Here is a 17,042-nt window from a genome sequence, read left to right as displayed (position 1 = left end):
TCCGGCCGCGCACGGCGGGCGCGGCCGGCATCCGTGACAGACGGTCAGCCCTCACCCAGCACGTCGGCGATGACGCGGGCGAGCGTGGTGACGTGCGGCGGCTTGATGACGCTGAAGTGGTCGCCCGGCACCCGGTGCACCCGCACGCCGCCCGTGCAGAGCTCCTCCCAGCGCGCCAGGTAGTCCGGGTAGCTCTGGCCGGAGGTGACCTCGTGCTGGCCGTCGGCGAGTTCGTCGCTGACGATCAGTTCCAGCCGACCCGGCCAGGGCCGGTGCCGGTACTCGACGTCCACCTCCATGACCTCGCGCCAGATCCGTACCTGGCGCGGCCACGAGTCCCCCACGCCGCGCTCGGGCAGCGCGATGCCGGTCTCCTCGTCGATGTCGTCGACGAGGTGTTCGAGCAGGTCGAGGATCTCCCGGCGGCGTTGTGGCGTGTCGGCCCCGTCGCCACCGGCGCCCACCTCGTGCAGCAGCAGTTCGAGGCGGCGGATCAGGGCGAGCTCGTTCCAGGCGTCGGCGCGGGTGTGGATGTCCAGGCCCGGGTCGAGCAGGATCAGCGTCACCTCCTGCCCGTCCTCGACCAGCCGGTGGGCCATCTCGCTGGCGATGCCACTGCCGCCGCACCAGCTGAACAGCCGGTACGGCCCGTGCGGCTGAGCCCGGCGGAGTTCGTCGCCGTAGCGTTCGGCGATCTGCGCCGTGGTGGGCGTGTCCCCCGGGTGCGGGCCCGGCCATTCGAACGCCGCCACCGGCTGCTCCGGGGGCAGGTGCGGGGCCAGGCGCAGGTACCAGTGGGCGCTGCCGCCACCGGGGTGCACGCAGAACAGCGGGGGCCGGCCGTCGCCGCCGCGCCGCAGCCACATCATCGCGCCGGCCGTCGCCGCCGGGTCCTGAAGTGTCGCGGCCAACCCGGCGACGGTGCGGTGTTCGACGAACGAGCCGAACGTCAGCTCGTAGCCGTGCCGGCTGCGCAGTGTCGCGGTCAGTCGCATCATCGCCAGCGAGTGACCGCCGAGGGCGAAGAAGTCGTCGTGCACACCGATCCGCTCGATGCCGAGCGCCTCGCTCCAGGCCGTGGCGATGTGCCTCTCGACGTCTGAGCGCGGCGCGACGTACTCGACGTCCGTCACCGGCCGCGAGCCGTCCGGCGCCGGGAGGGCGGCCCGGTCGACCTTGCCGTTGCGGGTGTACGGGAAGTCGTCCACGGCCAGGTAGTGGTGCGGGACGAGGTGCTGCGGCAACCGCTCCCGCAGGTGGTCGCGTAGCTCGGCCGGGGACGCCGCGGTCCCGGCCGCGGGGCGGGTGTAGGCGACGAGCGAGGCGTCCGGGGTGCCGGCCCGGTGCACGGCGACCACGGCGGCGGCGACCGCCGGGTGGGCGGCGAGGGCGTGCTCGATCTCGCCGAGCTCGATCCGGAACCCGCGGACCTTGACCTGGTGGTCCCGGCGCCCGTGGAAGTGCAGGGTGCCGTCGGGGTCCCGGGAGACCACGTCACCGGTGCGGTACACGCGCTCGCCCGGTCGCGACGCGTACGGGTCCGGCACGAACCGCTCGGCGGTCAGCGCCGGCCGGTTCAGGTACCCGCGCACCACGCCCGCCCCGCCGAGGACCAGTTCCCCGCGTACGCCGGGGGGCAGCAGGCGCAGTTCGTCGTCGACGACGTAGGCGCGCACGTTGTCCAGCGGGAGCCCGATTGGCGGCGGCGCCGTGTCGGTGGCCCGCAGCTCGGCGATGGTGGCGACCACGGTGGTCTCGGTGGGCCCGTACGCGTGCAGGACGCGGACCCGGTCGGCCCAGCGCGCCGCCTGCTCGGCCGTGCACGCCTCGCCACCGGTGACCAGCACCCGCAGGCGCGGGAAGTCGGCCGGGTCGAGGCGGTCCAGCAGCGGCGGCGGCAGGGTCATGTGGGTGAGCTCGGCCGCGTGGCGACGCAGGTCGCCGGGGTCGGCGTCCGGCGGGGGCAGCACCAGCGCCGCGCCGTTGGCGAGGGCCAGCAGGATCTCCCAGACCGACGCGTCGAAGCTGGGCGAGGCGAACTGGAGCACCTCGTCGCCGGGCCGCGCTTGCAGGACCCGCCGTTGGGCGTGGCAGAAGTTGAGCACGGCGCGGTGGGTGACCGCGACGCCCTTGGGTCGTCCGGTGGAGCCCGACGTGTAGATGACGTAGGCGAGGTTGTCCCCGCTGAGCCGTACCGCCGGCGGGTAGGCCGCCCGGGGCCGGCCGTTCGCGAGGTCGGCGACCAGCACCGTCGCGGTCGTGCACGGCAGGCGCGGGGCCAGGTCGCCGTCGGTCAGCACGACCACGGGCGCCGCGTCGCGGACCATGTCGCCGACCCGCTCGGCGGGATAGGCCGGATCGAGCGGCAGGTACGCCCCGCCGGCCTTGAGGACGGCCAGCATCGCGACGACGAGGTCGATCCCGCGGGGCAGGTGGATGCCGACGACCGTGTCGGGCCGGACGCCCAGCTCTCCCAGGCGCGCGGCGAGCCGGTCGGACCGGTCGTCGAGCTGTCCGTAGGTGAGCGTGGCGTCGCCGTGCCGTACCGCCACGGCGGCGGGCGCGGCGGCCGCGCGACCGGCGACGAGGTCGTGGACGAACGGGGTCGCCGGGAACGGCTCGACGGGCTGGTACGCCTCGACCGCCCAGGCCCGGTCGGCGGCGCTCAGCCCGACGTCCGTGTCGCCGTCGGGGTCGGCGGCCATCGCCTCCAGCACGTGCCGGTAGGTCCGGGCCAGCAGTTCGAGGTACGGCCGGTCGATGTCGGCGGGCCGGGCGCCCAGCCGCAGGACCCCCGGGAAGGTCCACACGTCCAGCCCGACGCTGCTCGGGCTGAAGTCGTCGACCATCTCGACCGACTCGGCGGGGCCGTCGAGCACGTGGAAGTCCAGGTACGAGAAGCCGACCCGCAGCAGTGGCGAGCCGTTTCCCCACTGGCGTTGCATGGCCGGCAGCGGGTAGCGGCGGTGCGGCCAGAGGCGTGCCTCGCCGGCGAAGACGGCCTGGACCAGGGCGCGCCAGGTGCGGGCGGAGGTGTCGGCGGCGAACGGCACGGTGTTGAGGTACATGCCGAAGACCTCGTCGCCGCGCAGCCGCTCGGGCCGGCCGTTGCAGAGCAGGCCGGTGAAGAAGCGCTGCCGGCCGGTGACGATGCTCAGCACCTTGAGGTGCGCGGCGTGCAGCACGCTCTTCAGGGAGGTGCCGGCGGCGGCGGAGAGCCGGCGCAGTGCGGGACGCAGGTCGGCCCACGGCACCTCGACGACGTTCGCCGGCGCGTCCGACCCGGTGCCCCACTCCGGCGGGAGTTCGAGCCGGTCCGACCCGGCCACGGTCGCCGCCCAGAAGCCACGGTCCGTCGCCGAGGCGAGGGACGCGCGCTCGCGGGCGACGAGGTCGGCGAAGCGCACCGCCGGCGGTGGCGGCAGGGCGGGCCGCTCGCCCCGGCGCAGCGTCCGGTACAGCGAGATCAGCATCGCCACCGTGGAGGTGTGGCTCCAGCCGTCGAGGATCGCATGGCTCTCCGAGTGGGTCAGCCGCCATTCGGAGTCGCCGAGCTGGTGCACGTGGTAGCGCAGCAGTGGCGCCGTGGTGATGTCGAACGGCCGGACGCGCTCGGCCCGCAGGTGTGCGCGTACGGCCTCCTCCTGCTCGTCGGGCCGCAGCCCGCGCAGGTCGTCGTAGCCGATGGGCAGGTCGATCGACGCGTGGACGAGCTGCATCAGCTCGGAGTAGTGGGACAGGTCGAACGACGTACGCAGGATCTCGTGCCGGTCCGTGAGCAGCCGGCCGGCCTCCCGCAGCGCGTCCAGGGAGAAGGGCTGCCGGTCGGTGATCGCGTAGCAGGAGACGTTGCGGTAGACCGGCCGGTCGCCGCCGGAGAGCATCTCGAAGAGCATGCCCGCCTGGTTCTGCGTGATCGGATAGGCGTCGACGAGCCCGTCCGGCAGCCGGCTGCGGTCGGCGTCGCCCACCAGCGCGAACCGGCCGACGGTCGGCTCGGTCTCCTCGCCCGGCCCGGTCCGCGCGGCCACGCCCGCCAGCTCGGCCACGCTCTGGTGCGTGAACAGGTCCTGGACCGACACGGTGAGGCCGGCCGCGCGCAGCAGCCCCACCATCCGGATCGCCCGCATCGAATCGCCGCCGAGCAGGAAGAAGCTCTCCGTCACGCCGACCGTGTCGAGGCCGAGCGCCACGGCGAACGCGTCGGCGATCCGCTCCTCGGTCCCGTCGCGGGGGGCGACGTGGCCGCCGCCTCCCGCCACCGGCACCGGGTCGGGTGCCGGCAGGGCGCGGCGGTCCACCTTGCCGCTGGCGGTCAGCGGCAGGGCGGGCAGGATCGTCCAGCGCGCCGGGACCATCGCGTCCGGCAGGCGGTCGACCAGGTACGCGCGCACCCGCTCGACGGTCTCCGGCCCGACGAGGTAGCCGACGAGCTGCTCGTCGTGGACGGCCACCGCCGCCGCGGTGACGCCGGGAGCCTCGTACAGCAGGGCCTCGACCTCGCCGAACTCGACGCGCTGGCCGCGGATCTTCACCTGGTGGTCGATCCGGCCGAGGTACTCGATGCTGCCGTCGGGACGGTAGCGGGCCAGGTCACCGGTGCGGTACAGGCGCCGCCCCGGCGCGGCGCCGAACGGGTCGGGGACGAACCGTTCGGCGGTCAGCGCGGCCCGGCCGAGGTAGCCCCGGGCGAGCTGCACGCCACCGATCAGCAGCTCGCCGGGCACGCCGACCGGGACGGGCTGACCGGCGGCGTCGACGATGTGGGCGGTGGTGTTGGCGATCGGGCGGCCGATGGTGACCGGCTCGCCGGGCTCGCACCGGGTCGCGGTGACGTCGACCGCGGTCTCCGTGGGGCCGTACAGGTTGTGCAGCTCGCAGCCGATCCGCTCGTGCGCCCGCTCGGCCAGGTCGGGCGGCAGCGCCTCGCCGCTGCAGATCAGCCGCCGCAGGGACGGCAGCGCGCCGACGGGCTCGGCCAGGAAGGCCCGCAACATCGACGGTACGAAGTGGACGGTGGTGACTTCCTCCGTACGGATCACGTCGGCCAGGTACGCCGGGTCGCGGTGCCCGCCGGGGCGGGCGAGGACCAGCGTCGCGCCGGTGATCAACGGCCAGAAGAGCTCCCACACCGACACGTCGAACCCGACCGGCGTCTTCTGCAGCACCCGGTCCGAGGCGTCGAGGCGGTAGGCGTCCTGCATCCACCGCAGGCGGTTGACGATCGCGCCGTGCTCGATCAGGGCGCCCTTGGGCCGGCCGGTCGACCCGGAGGTGTAGATGAGGTAGGCGGCGTGCCCGGGTGTGATCTCCGCCGACGGTTGCGGGTCGCCGTCGGCGGACGTGTCGTCCTCGGCGGCCAGGAAGTCCTCGTCGATCACGAGCTGGGCACCGGAGTCGCGCACCATGAAGGCGCGCCGCCGCGCCGGCAGGTCCGGGTCCAGCGGCAGGTAGGCGGCGCCGGCCTTCAGGACCGCCACCAGCGCCCGCATCAGGTCCAGGCCGCGGGGCAGGCAGACGGCCACGAGGTACTCCGGTCCCACCCCGGCGTGGCGCAGGCGCCGCGCGAGGGCGGCGGCCTCGGCGTGCAGCCGGCGGTACGTCAGCTCCGCGCCGTCGAAGCGCAGCGCGACCGCGTCGGGCGTACGGGCCGCCTGCGCGTCCAGCAGACCGGTCAGGGTCTGCCGGGGATACTCGACGGCGGTGTCGTTCCAGGCCGCGAGCTGGGCGGTCTCGGGGTCGGTGAGCAGGGGCAGCCGGGTGACCGGGGCGTCCGGGTCGGCGGCGACGGCGCTCAGCAACCGCTGGTAGTGCCCGGCCAGCCGCCGCACGGTCGCGTCGTCGAACAACGCCGTCGGGAAGTCCACCCCGCCGGAGAGGGAGCCGTCCGCCTCCTCGGTCAGCCCGAGCGTCAGGTCGAACTTCGCCGTAATCGGGCCAACGGACAGCTCCTCCCCCACCAGGCCGCCCGCCTCGAAGCCGGCCGAACCGCTCTCCTGAAAGAGGAACATGGTCTGGAACAGCGGGTTGCGCGACAGGTCCCGCTCCGGGGACAGCGCGTCCACGATCCGCTCGAACGGCACGTCCTGGTGCGACTGCGCGTCCAGCACCGCCTCCCGGACCCGGGCCAGCACCTCGACGAAGGTCGGCTCGCCGGACAGGTCCGTCCGCAGCACCAGCGTGTTGAGGAAGAGCCCGACCAGGCCGTGCGTCTCCAGGCGGTCCCGACCGGCGGCCGGGGTGCCCACCGCGACGTCGGTCTGCCCGGTGTGGCGGGCCAGCAGCACCTGGAACGCGGCCAGCAGCACCATGAACGGGGTGGCGTTCGACGCCCGGCCCAGGTCACGCAGCCGGCCGGCGAGGGCGGCCGGCACCGTGAACGTGACCAGCCCGCCGTCCGGGTTCCACACCGGTGGCCGGGGCCGGTCGGTCGACAGTTCCAGCGGCGTCAGCCCGGCCAGCCGGTCCCGCCAGTGGTCGAGCTGCCGGTCCAGCCGCTCCTCGGCGGAGCGGGTCCGCTGCCAGAGCGCGAAGTCCGCGTACTGGATGGGCAGCGGGGCCAGCGGGGAGGGCCGGCCGGCGACGAACGCGTCGTACAGGGCGGCCAGTTCGCGCAGGATGATCCCCTCGGACCAGCCGTCGGAGGAGATGTGGTGCATGGTGAGCGCCAGGGCGTGCTCGTCCCTGGCGAGGCGGACCAGCCGGGCCCGCAGCGCCGGGCCGGCGGCCAGGTCGACCGGCTCCGGCGCACCGAGCAGCGCGGTGAGGCGCTGCCGGGCCGTCTCCCGGTCGGTGTGGCCGAGGTCGGTCGCCGTCACCTCGACCGGGGCGGGCGGGTCGACGACCTGTGCCGGCTCGCCGTCAACGACGACGTACCGGGTCCGCAGGATCTCGTGCCGGGCGACCAGTTCGGTCAACGCCCGGCGCAGCGCGTCGACGTGCGGCGTGCCGCGCAGCCGCAGGCCGACGGACATCAGGTAGCCGGTGCCGCCGGGCTGCAACTGGTCGAGCACCCAGAGCCGGTGCTGCCCGAAGGAGAGCGGCAGCGGGCCGGTGCGGGGCGCCGGGGCGATGGTGTCGGCGCGGCGGGCCCGACCGGCACCACGCAGGCGCCGCTGGAGCAGTTCCTGTCGCGGGGACGCGCTCGGGGTGTGGCTGGCGGTCACAGGTTGCCCTCCTTCAGCAGTTCCGCCACCTCGGCGTCGGAAAGCCGTGAGATCTCGTTTTCGATGGCCGTCTGCACCGCGTCGGCGAGGTCGGCCACGGTGGTCCGCTCGAACAGCAGGCGCAGCGGCAGGTCGAGGTCGAAGCCCTGCCGCAGGTGCGCGAGCACCCGGGTGGCGAGCAGCGAGTGACCGCCGAGGTCGAAGAAGTCGTCGTGGACGCCGACCCGGTCGACCTCCAGCACGGTGGCCCAGATGTCGGCCACGGCCTCCTCCAACGGGGTACGGGGTGCCGCGTACGCCCGGCCGGGGTCGGCGCGCACGGGTGTCGGGGCGGGCAGTGCCCGGCGGTCGACCTTCTTGCTGGTGGTCAACGGCAGCGCGTCCAGCACCATCCACTGGGCCGGCACCATGTAGTCCGGCAGCCGGTCGCGCAGGTGGGCCCGGAGTTCGCCGACCGCCGGCGGGGTGCCGTGCCGGCAGACCAGGTAGGCGACGAGGCACTTTTCCCCCGGCTGGGTCTCGCGGGCCACCACCGCGACCGCGCGGACCGCCGGGTGCTCGGCCAGGGCCGACTCGATCTCGCCGAGTTCCATCCGGAAGCCCCGGATCTTGACCTGCTGGTCGATCCGGCCGAGGAACTCGATCGTCCCGTCCGGCCGGTACCGGACCAGGTCGCCGCTGCGGTAGAGCCGTCCGCCGGGGCCGTCACCGAACGGGTCGGGCACGAACCGGTCGGCGGTCAGTGCGGGCCGGCCCAGGTAGCCCCGGGCCAGCCGTTCCCCGCCGAGCAGCAGCTCGCCGGGCACCCCGACCGGGACGGGGTCCAGGTGTTCGTCGACCACGTAGGTCCGGGTGCCGGGGACCGGGCGGCCGATCGGCAGGGCCTCGTTCCGCTCGCCGGGCGGGTCGCCCGTGACCGGGTGCAGCAGGCAGGTGACGGTGGCCTCGGTCGGGCCGTAGTTGACCAGGAACCGGCCGGGCAGCCCGGTGCCCGCCCAGCGCCGGGCGTCGGCGACGGTGACCACGTCGCTGCCGACGTTCATCAGCTTCAGGTGCCGCAGCCGGTCGTCGCCGGCCGGCAGGGCGTCCATCACCTCCCGGTAGTAGGCGGGGGTGATCTCCATGTGGGTGATCCGGTGCCGGGCGAGCCGGTCCGGCAGTTCGGACGGGCTCCAGAAGACCGGGTCGCTGACCACCAGGGTCGCCCCGGCCAGCAGGGTGGCCATCATGCCGTCCATCGCCACGTCGAAGGTGAGCGCGGAGAGCAGCACCACCCGGTCGCCGGGTGCGATGTCGTACGCGCGGGCGATGACCTCGCAGTGGTGGGCGTACGCGCCGTGCGGAATCATCGCGCCCTTGGGCCGCCCCGTGGAGCCCGAGGTGTAGATGACGTAGGCGAGGTCGTCCGCTCCGGTCGACGGGTCCGGCGCGGTGCCGTCCCGACGGGCGATCACCGCCCGGTCGGCGTCCACGGCGACCACGGTCACCCCGTCGGCGGCGACCCGGTCGGCGAAGCCCTGCTCGGTGACCACCACCGCGGCCCCCGCGTCGGCGAGCATGAACCGCAGCCGCTCGGTGGGGTGGTCCGGGTCGACCGGGAGGTACACCCCGCCCGCCTTGAGCACCGCGAGCAGCGTGACCACCACCTCCAGGCCGCGTTCCAGGCAGACCGCGACCGGGACCTCCGGGCGCACCCCGAGCCCGCGCAGGTGGTGGGCGAGCCGGTTGGCCCGGGTGTCCAGCTCGGCGAAGGTCAGCCGCCGGCCGTCGAACTCCACCGCCACGACGTCCGGGTGCTGCCGGACCCGCCGACCGAACCGCTCCACCACGCCGGCGCCGGCGGCCTCGGCGGCGCGCAACGACCCGGCGGGATCGGCGGCGCGCAACGGCCCGGCGGGCGCGACCGGCTCGCCGGCCAACGGCCCGAGGAGGTACGCGCGCTCCGCGGCGGTGGGCAGGGTCAGGTCACGCAGGGCGGTTCCCGGCGCGGTCGCCACCTGGGCGAGCAGGTGCAGGTAGTGCCCGGCCATCCGCTCGATGCCGGGACGGTCCCAGAGCGCGGTGGCGTACTCGAACCAGCAGCGCAGCCGGCCGTCCGGATGCTGCTCCACGGAGAGGGTGAGATCGAACTTGGCCACCGGGAAGGAGCTGTCGACGTGCGCGATGGTGGTCGGGCCGAGGGTGGCGGTCATCCGCTCCAGGTGTTGCAGTTCGAACATCACCTGGAACAGCGGATTGCGGGACAGGTCCCGGTCCGGTCGCAGCGCGTCGACCAGCCGCTCGAAGGCGACGTCCTGGTTGCGGAACGCGTCCGTCACGGTGCGGCGCACCTGGTCGAGCAGGACCGGGAAGGGCTGGTCGTCGACCAGCTCGGCGCGCATCACCAGGTTGTTGACGAAGAAGCCGAGCAGATCCTCGGTCTCCTGCCGGGTCCGGCCGGCGACCGGGGTGCCGACGGCCACGTCGTGCTGCCGGGCGTACCGGCCGAGCATGACCTGGAAGGCCGCCAGCAGGACCATGAACAGGGTGGCGCCCTCCCGGTTGCCCAGCTCGGCCAGCGCCCGCCCGACGTCGGTCGGCACGTCGACGACGACGTTGTCGCCGGCGGGGTCGCGCAGCGCCGGGCGGGGCCGGTCGGTGGGCAGCTCCAGCGGGGTGGACCCGGCCAGTTGCCGGGACCAGTAGGCGAGCTGCGCGTCCAGTTCGGGGCTGTCCTGGCGGGCCGTCTCCCAGGCCGCGAAGTCCGCGTACTGCACGGGCAGGTCGGGCAGTGCGGTGGCCGCGCCGCCCCGCGCGTATCTGCGGTAGAGGGTGTCGAGTTCGCGCAGGAGGATGTCCATCGACCAGACGTCGAACGCGATGTGGTGCATGGCCAGCGCGACCAGGTGCTCGTCGGCGGCGACCCGGATCACCTGGGCCCGGATCGGGCGTTCGGTGGCCAGGTTGAAGGGCCGGCCGGCCGCGACCCGCAGCAGCACCTCGGCACCGTCGACGACGTCCGGGGCGCCGCTGAGGTCGACCAGCTCCCACGCGACCGGTCCCGGCGGGTCGACCACCTGCACCGGCTCGCCGTCGACCGAGTGGTAGCGGGTACGCAGGATCTCGTGCCGGTTGACCACCTCGTCCAGCGCCCGCCGGAACACCGCCACGTCCAACGGACCGGTCAGCCGCATCGAGATCGGGATGAGGTATTCGAGGCTGCCCGGTTCGAGCTGGTCCAGGAACCACAGCCGGCGCTGGCCGAGGGAGAGCGGCAGCTTCCCGTCCCGCGCCACCGGCCGGATCGCCGCGTCGGCCGGCTCGTCGGTGGACCCGGCGCCGGGGCGGGCCTCGTCGACCAGGGCGGCGAGCTGGGCGACGGTGGGGGCGGTGAAGAGCTGCCCGACGGTCAGCTCCACGTCGAGTGCCCGGCGCACCCGGAGCACGCCCCGGATGGCGAGCAGGGAGTGGCCGCCGAGGGTGAAGAAGTTGTCGTCCCGGCCGACCCGCTCGACGCCGAGCAGCTCGGCCCAGATCCCGGCGACGGTCCGCTCGGTGTCGGTGACCGGCGGCAGGTACCGCCGGTCGGCGCCGGGGCGGGGGCCGTCGGGCGCCGGCAGCGCCGTCCGGTCCAGCTTGCCGTTCGCGGTCAGCGGGAGGGCGTCCAGGCTGATCACGGTGGAGGGGACCAGCGCGGCGGGCAGCCGGTCGGCGAGCGCGTCGCGCAGCCCGTCCTGATCGATTCGGGCACCGGCGGCGGGGACCACGTACGCGACAAGCTCGGCGTCGCCCGACGGCGGCCGGTGCAGGGTCACCACCGCCGCGTCGACGCTCGGGTGCCGCCGCAGGGCCGCCTCGACCTCGCCCGGCTCGATGCGTACCCCGTGCAGCTTGACCTGGTGGTCGAGGCGGCCCAGGTACTCCAGGCTGCCGTCGTCGCGCCACCGGGCCAGGTCCCCGGTCCGGTACAGGCGCTCCCCCGGGCCGCCGTACGGGTTGGGGGTGAACTTCTCCCCGGTCAGGGCGGGCCGGTCCAGGTAGCCCCGCGCCAGGCCGACCCCGCCGAGGCAGAGCTGGCCGGCCACCCCGACCGGCACCGGCCGGTCGTCGGCGTCGAGGACCAGGACGCCGCAGCCGGGCAGCGGCCGGCCGATCGGCACGGTCCCGGTCCCCTCGTCACCCCGGTAACGCCAGGCGGTGGCGTCGATGGCGCACTCGGTGGGGCCGTAGGTGTTCCAGACCTCCACGGGCAGCAGGGCCCGAAGCTGCTCGCAGAGCGCCGCCGGCAGCGGCTCCCCCGCGGAGCAGACCAGCCGCAGCGCGGCACAGCCCGACAGGTCGGTCTCGTGCAGCAGCACCCGCAGCACGGACGGCACCAGTTGCAGCACCGTCACGTCGTGGGCCCGCATCGCCCGCAGCATCGCGCCCGGGTCGCGGTGGGCGTCCGGGGCGGCCAGGACGACCGCGCCGCCGCTGACCAGCGGCGCCAGGAACTCCCACATGGAGGCGTCGAAGCCGAGGGCGGTCTTCTGGAGCACCCGGTCGGCGGCGGTGAGCCGGTACTGCTCGACCGACCACAGCACCCGGTTGCGGATGCCGGCGTGGGTGACCACGACGCCCTTGGGCCGGCCGGTCGATCCGGAGGTGTACATGACGTAGGCGGCGGCGTCGGGGTCGGTGGCCGGCAGCGACACCGTCGCGGTGCCGCCCTCGGCGTCGTAAGCGGCGTCGACGAGCACCACCGGGGCGTCGTGGGCCGACAGCAGGCCCCGCAGGGCCGACTCGGTGACCAGCGCCGACACCCCGGCGTCGGCCGCCATGAACTCCAGCCGGTCGACCGGCTGGTCGGGGGCGAGGGGCACGTAGACGCCGCCGGCGAGCAGCACCCCGAGCAGCGCGGTCACCAGGTCCGGTCCGCGGTGCACCGCGACCCCGACCGGGGCGCCCACGCCAACGCCGACGGTGCGCAGGTGCGCGGCGAGCTGCCGGGCGCGGCCGGCCAGCTCGGCGTAGCCGATCTCGGTGCCGTCGTCGGCGACCAGCGCGGTCGCGTCGGGTGTCGCCGCCGCCTGGGCGAGGAAGAGTTCCGGCAGCCCCGGGCCCGCGGGCCGGTCGGCGCCCCGGCCCCACTCGCCGAGCACCTCGCGGCGCTCCCGGGGGGCCAGCAGGTCCAGCTCGTCCAGGGGGGCCTGGCCGGCGGCGACGACGGCGGCCAGCAGGTGCAGGTAGTTGGCCACCATGCGGTGCGCCCGGGGGCCGTCGAACAGCGCGGTGGGGAAGACCACCTCCCCGTGGTACGAGCCGTCCGGCCGTCCCACCAGTTGCAGGGAGAGGTCGAACGCGGCCGAGGTCCACGAGGTGGGCTGCTCGGTGACGGTCAGGCCGGGCAGGGCGAAGGCGGCCCGGTCGGCGTTGTGCAGCCCGAAGCCCACCTGGAACAGCGGGTTGCGGGACAGGTCCCGCTCCGGGGACAGCTCGGCGACGATCCGGTCGAACGGCACCTGCTGGTTGTCGTAGGCGTCCAGGGTGGTGCCGCGGACCTGGTCGAGCAGGTCGAGGAAGCACGCCGGGGCGGCCAGGTCGGCGCGGAGCACGACGGTGTTGACGAAGAGGCCGATCAGGTCCTCCAGCTCGACCTCGTGCCGCCCGGCCACCGACACCCCGACCGCCACGTCGCTCTGACCGGCGTACCGGCCGAGCAGGAGCTGGAAGGCGGCGAGGAAGACCATGAAGGGGGTGGCGCCCCGGTCCGCGCCGAGCCGGGTCAGGGCGGTCGCCAGGTCCGCCGGCACGGTGAAGGTGAGGCCGTCGCCGGCGGCCCGCCATTGCGCGGGCCGGGGCCGGTCGGTCGGCAGGTCGAGCGGGCCGAGCCCGGACAGCCGCTCCCGCCAGTAGCCGACCTGGGCGTCGACGTGCGGCCCCGACAGCCAGTTCTCGCGCTGCCAGGCGGCGAAGTCCGCGTACTGCACGGGCAGCGGCGGCAGCGGGTCGGGCCGGCCGGCGACGAACGCCCCGTAGAGGGTGTGCAGTTCCCTGGCGAGCACGCCCCAGGACCAGCCGTCGAAGGCGATGTGGTGCACCACCAGCAGCAGGACGTGGTCGTCGGTCGCGCAGCGGATCAGCCGGGCCCGCAGCGGTGCGTCCTTGCGCAGGTCGAAGGGGGCGTCGAGGGTGGCCTCCAGCACCTCGTCGAGGCGGCCGTCCCGGTCGCCGGCCGGCGAGTCGCCCAGGTCGACGAGGTCGACGTCGACCGGGCCGGGCGGGTCGATCACCTGCACGGCACGTCCGTCCACCGTGTCGTACCGGGTCCGCAGGATCTCGTGACGGGCGCTGATCCCGCTCAGCGCGGCCCGCAGCGCCGTGGCGTCGAGCGGGCCGCGCACCCGTACCGCCTGGTGCAGGAGATACTCGCTGGCACCGGAGCGCAGCTGGTCGACGAACCAGAGCTGCTCCTGCGCCGACGACACGGCGTGGCCGCCCTCGTGATCGGACAGCACCGCCCCGCCGGTGCCGACGTACCGGCTGTCGCCGTCTGCCATGGGTCCTTCGCCTCCGTGTCCGGGCCGGGCATCGCTGCGATGCCGTGGGGAGTTGGTTCGGTGTGCGCGAGGGTCCCGGGCACACCGCCGACGGTCACCCCGGGGCCGCGCCGGCCGCCGCGAGCGCCGCGCGGTACGGCTCGGCCATCGCCACGGCGATCCTGCGGTCGCCGGTGAACGGTTCCCGGGCGTGCGCGGCGAGCATGTTGTCCACCACCAGGACGTCGTCGCGCTGCCAGTCGAAGCGCCGCTGGGCCGCCCGGTAGCAGTCCCGCAGGTGGGCCACCACGTCGTCGGGGATGCGCCCGCCGTCGCCGTAGTAGGTGTTCGTGGGCAGCTCGGTCTCGTCGAACAGTTCCCGCAGCCCGGCGCAGACCTCCTCGGCCAGCGTGGTCACGTGGAAGAAGGTCACGTGGTTGAACCAGAGCAGCTCGCCGGTGCCGGGGTGCCGGTGCACGGCGTCGCGGCGGGCGCGGGTACGCAGCCCCGAGCCGGTCCACTCCACCTCGATGCCGCTGCGGGCGCAGTAGCGCGACACCTCGTCCCGGTCGTCGGTGTTGAACGCCCGCTGCCAGGGCACGCCGAAGCCCTCGTGGAAGTTGCGCACCACCAGCCAGCCCCGGGCGACGAACTCGGCACACACCGCCGGGTCGATGCGCTGGCGCACCAGGCGGGTGTCGGCGAGCGGGGTGGCGCCCAGGGTGGTCGGCGCACGCAGGCAGTAGAAGTAGAGCGCCATGGGCCAGTCGGCCTGGTAGGAGTTCTCGTTGTGCAGGAAGATCTCCTCGGCCGGCGGGAAGTCCGTCGAGGTGTAGACCCGCCCGTGGATGGTGCTGCGGGGCGACGAGCGCTCGGCGTAGTCCAGCGGCTCACCGGAGAGCGCACGGACCACCCCCTCGAAGCCGGCCACCCCGCCGACGTCGAACCCGCGCAGCAGGACGGCCCCGTGCTCACGCAGCCGGGCCCGGATCGCGGCCCGGTCGGCGGCCAGCCGCCCGCCGATCGGCTCCCCCGGTGCACCGGCGGTCAGGACGAACGGAAGCGGTTTCTCGGCCGACCCGCGCGGCAGCGGCGGCACCGTCATCCGGGGCGTACTCATCGCTTCTCCTGTCGGCCTCTGGGCTGCCGGTCACGCGGCACGGCTCAGCCTCTCCGCTGAGGCACGGGTCAGAAAGAGAATCCCCGGCAAGGCTCGTACGCGTTTTTCTGCCGGTTCTTCTCTACGTACGGCGATCGGCGTCCCGGCAGGGTGTGACCGGCAGTGGGACCAGTGTCGTGTCGTACGACACGGCTGCCCTTTCCCGAGGAGGAGCCGGCATGTCCGACGAGAACACCGATGAGCGCGCGTACCGGGTCGTGGTGAACGACGAGGAGCAGTACTCGATCTGGCTGGGCGATCGGGAGCTGCCGCTGGGGTGGCGCGCGGAGGGCACCGAGGGCACCCGCGAGGAGTGCCTGAAGCGGATCGACGAGGTGTGGACCGACATGCGCCCGCTCAGCCTGCGCCGGCGCATGGAGCAGGCGGCGGGCCGGTAGTCGTGACCGCCATGGCGAAGCTGACCGCGGCCGACGGGCACCGGGTCCCGACAGGGTGGAACGACACCGAGGTCGCGTACCCGACCGACCCGTGCCTGCACGAGCTGTTCGAGGAGCAGGTACGGCGTACCCCGGACGCGATCGCCGTGGTGTCCGACGAGCGGACCGTCCGCTACGCCGAGCTGGACCGCGAGGCCGACCGGCTCGCGCGCCGGCTGCGGGCGGCCGGGGTGCGCGCGGAGTCGGTGGTGGGGGTGTGCCTGCACCGGGGGGTCGACCTGGTGGTGGCGCTGCTGGGGGTGCTCAAGGCCGGCGGCGCCTACCTCCCGGTGGAACCGGACCAGCCGGCTGACCGGATCCGCTACCTGCTGACCGACTCGAAGGCGACGACCGTCGTCACGGGCCCGGGCGTCGACCACGAGCCGCTGGCCGCCGCCACCGGCGCCCCGATCCGGATCGACGACGACCACCGGGGGCTGCCGGACGGCGCTCCGGAGCCGGTCGTGGGTCCGGCCAACGCCGCCTACGTCATCTACACCTCCGGCTCCACCGGCCGCCCGAAGGGCGTGGTCGTGGAGCACCGCGCGATCGTCAACCGGGTGCGCTGGATGCCGGACGCCCGTGGCGCCGACGGCGGCGTGGTGCTCCAGAAGACGCCGTACGGCTTCGACGTCTCGGTGTGTGAGCTCTTCTCCCCGCTGACCACCGGGGCGACGCTGGTGACGGCCCGTCCCGGCGGGCACCGCGATCCGGCGTACCTGGCCCGGGTGGTGGCCGAACGGCGGGTCACCTCGATCCGGTTCGTGCCGTCGATGCTGCGCGCGTTCCTGGACGTGCTGCCCGCCGGCCGGACCAGCCTGCCGTCGATCCGGCGGGTGCTGTGCAGCGGCGAGGCGCTCCCCGCCGACCTGGTGGCCGCGGCGCACGACCGGCTCGACTGCGAGGTGGTCAACCTCTACGGGCCGACCGAGGCGGCGGTCGAGGTGACCAGCACCCGCTGCCTGCCCGGCGAGGCGGTGACCATCGGCCGGCCGGTGGCCAACACCCGCACGTACATCGTGGACGGCGGGCTGCGGCCGGTGCCGGTCGGTGCGCCCGGGGAGCTGGTGCTCGCCGGGATCCAGCTCGCCCGGGGCTATCTCGGCCGGCCGGGACTGACCGCCGCCTGCTTCGTCCCCGACCCGTTCGCCGACCGGCCCGGACAGCGCATGTACCGCACCGGCGACCGGGCCCGGTACCTGCCGGACGGCAGCATCGAGTACCTGGGCCGGCGGGACCAGCAGGTGAAGATCAGGGGCTTCCGGATCGAGCTGGGCGAGATCGAGGCGGTGCTCGGCCAGCACCCCGCCGTCCGCGCCGCCGTGGTGGACGTGCACCACGGCGCGGTCGGCGGCCCGCAGCTCGTCGCGTACCTGCTGCCGGCCGGAACCGAGCCGGCCGACCACCGGGCGGTTCGCGCGTACCTGGCCGAGCGGGTGCCGGAGCACATGGTCCCGCAGAGCTGGGTGACCCTCGACGAGCTGCCCCTCACCGGCAGCGGGAAGGTCGACCGCCGGCGGCTGCCGGAGCCCGCCCCGCCCGGCCCGGTCACCGACGGACCGGCGGTGGCGCCGCGTACCCCCACCGAACGGGCGGTCGCCGAGGTGTGGACCGAGGTGCTGGGCGTCGACCGCTGCGGGACACACGACGACTTCTTCGACCTCGGCGGTCACTCCCTGCTGGCCACCCAGGTCGTCGCGCTGCTGCACGAACGGTTCCCGGTCGACCTGCCGGTCAGCGCGGTCTTCGAGGCACCGACCGTGGCGGAGCTGGCGACGGTGCT

4 protein-coding genes and 1 pseudogene are annotated in these 17,042 nt (G+C 74.6%); 2 read left to right on the top strand and 3 right to left on the bottom strand.

Annotated features, from left to right (window positions below; genetic code table 11):
* Positions 1 to 44 precede the first annotated feature (44 nt).
* The 3 genes from EV374_RS30280 to EV374_RS30270 form a co-directional block, all read right to left on the bottom strand.
* Positions 45 to 7,166, bottom strand: coding sequence for a non-ribosomal peptide synthetase (locus EV374_RS30280; RefSeq protein ID WP_132240578.1), 7,122 nt, complete (start codon positions 7,164 to 7,166; stop codon positions 45 to 47).
* Positions 7,163 to 13,639: a non-ribosomal peptide synthetase gene (locus tag EV374_RS30275; protein WP_132240609.1), complete on the bottom strand. Its 6,477-nt coding sequence runs from the start codon at positions 13,637 to 13,639 to the stop codon at positions 7,163 to 7,165. Before EV374_RS30275 ends, EV374_RS30280 begins: the two co-directional genes overlap by 4 nt.
* Positions 13,640 to 13,778: 139 nt before the next feature.
* Positions 13,779 to 14,783: a TauD/TfdA family dioxygenase gene (locus tag EV374_RS30270; protein ID WP_132240577.1), complete on the bottom strand. Its 1,005-nt coding sequence runs from the start codon at positions 14,781 to 14,783 to the stop codon at positions 13,779 to 13,781.
* 218 nt (positions 14,784 to 15,001) lie between these two features.
* Here EV374_RS30270 and EV374_RS30265 point away from each other — a divergent pair, with 218 nt between their 5' ends.
* Both EV374_RS30265 and EV374_RS30260 read left to right on the top strand, forming a co-directional pair.
* Positions 15,002 to 15,220, top strand: coding sequence for an MbtH family protein (locus tag EV374_RS30265; protein WP_091630286.1), 219 nt, complete (start codon positions 15,002 to 15,004; stop codon positions 15,218 to 15,220).
* A gap of 20 nt (positions 15,221 to 15,240) precedes the next feature.
* Positions 15,241 to 17,040 (top strand): annotated as a pseudogene (locus EV374_RS30260) (non-ribosomal peptide synthetase); the annotation flags it as partial.
* Between the last annotated feature and the right edge of the window lie 2 nt (positions 17,041 to 17,042).

It is taken from the genome of Micromonospora sp. CNZ303, from assembly GCF_004345505.1.
This window is presented reverse-complemented; position numbering and strand designations above follow the sequence as displayed.

Bases quoted from the DNA above. Each gene is read 5' to 3' on its own strand.
- EV374_RS30270 (WP_132240577.1), bottom strand. From the start codon at position 14,783: ATGAGTACGCCCCGGATGACGGTGCCGCCGCTGCCGCGCGGGTCGGCC.
- EV374_RS30265 (WP_091630286.1), top strand. From the start codon at position 15,002: ATGTCCGACGAGAACACCGATGAGCGCGCGTACCGGGTCGTGGTGAAC.